Here is a 1,443-nt window from a genome sequence, read left to right as displayed (position 1 = left end):
AGCTGGCGCGCCCTCGGCATCCGCCCCGGCGCTCCGGCACGGCTGCCTACCGGAGCGCACGGCCTGTGCACGACGCTTCCCCTCGGAACGCCGGGTCAGGCCCACGACCGGGTGATCAGCGATGCGACTCCGCTCGGACCCGATCGCCGGCCCGTGCTCGAGCCCGTCTGGCGCTGGATGCTGGCGCGGGTCGCGGCGACGACCGCGTGAGGCGTCCGCGGTTTTGTTGCTTGACCCCCGTAATAGGGGCACGTAGCCTGACCGAGTTGCCCGACCGCAATGGCGCGGTCGGCACCAAGACAACGACGTACTTGGAGGCAGGGAAATGGAACGACGCAGCGTGCTCGCGATGGGCGCATTCGGTGCAGCAGCGATGGTGGCAGGCGGAATCGGGGCGGCGCCGGCCCTCGCGAGTCCGGCGCGCGGCCCGAAGCCCGTGGGAAGCGGCGACCCTCAGTCGCTGCGGGCGCTCGGTGCCGCGATCGATCTGCCCATCGGCAGCGCGCTCACCCCGCAGGACATCACCGACTTCGCGGCCGTCTCTGGCGGCCAGTTCTCGGTGGTCACGGGCGCGAACGCGATGAAGTGGCAGACGGTCGAGCCGTCTCAGGGCAGCTACGACTGGACGGACGCCGACCAGCTGATGGCGTTCGCCAAGGCCAACCACCAGCTGGTGCGCGGGCACACGCTGCTCTGGCACAACCAGCTGCCGACGTGGCTGACCGACGGCGTGGCGGCCGGAACGATCACGAAGTCGAAGCTGTGGGCCCTGCTCGAGAAGCACATCTTCACCGAGGTCGGCCGCTACAAGGGCCGCATCTGGCAGTGGGATGTCGCGAACGAGTTCTTCACCGACGCGAACCCGTCGGGCATCAACCCGAACGACTGGTGGATCCAGCAGCTCGGGGAATCCGTGATCCCGCAGGCGTTCAAGTGGGCGCACCAGGCCGACCCGCATGCCCTGCTGTTCTACAACGACTACAACGTGACCGGTGAGGACGGCACGAACGCGAAGAGCGACGCCGTCTACGCGTGGGCGACAAAGCAGCGGGATGCTGGCGTGCCGATCCACGGCATCGGAACGCAGGCGCACCTCGACACCCAGTACGGCTTCGACCCGCAGCGGTTCCAGCAGGATCTCGAGCGCTTCGGAAAGGCCGGCTTCAAGGTCGCGGTGACCGAGGCGGACGTGCGCACCTTCGTCGACGCGGCCGCCACCCAGGTGCCGACTGACAGCCTCGCCCAGTTCGCGCAGCCGTTCGAGTACTCGGCGATGCTGCAGGCCGCGATCTCGGTGCCCGCGGTGATCTCGTTCACCGTGTGGGGGTGGACCGACTCGCTCTCGTGGGTGCCGGGCACCTTCAGCGGCGAGGGCTACGCGTGCCTGTACGACGTGAACCAGCAGCCGAAGCAGGCGTACTACACGCTGCAGAAGGACCTCGA

General features: G+C 68.7%; 2 protein-coding genes. Both read left to right on the top strand.

Going from position 1 to position 1,443, the window contains the following annotated elements:
• Nucleotides 1-210: hypothetical protein (locus tag ACM2XV_RS15225; RefSeq protein ID WP_487027554.1), on the top strand; the 210-nt coding region annotated here is incomplete at its 5' end.
• 115 nt (nt 211-325) lie between these two features.
• The coding region (locus ACM2XV_RS15220) for an endo-1,4-beta-xylanase (RefSeq protein WP_487027553.1) at nt 326-1,443 on the top strand (1,118 nt) is incomplete at its 3' end.

The sequence above is a fragment of the Gryllotalpicola sp. CP2-P1 genome (assembly GCF_057512245.1).
This window is presented reverse-complemented; position numbering and strand designations above follow the sequence as displayed.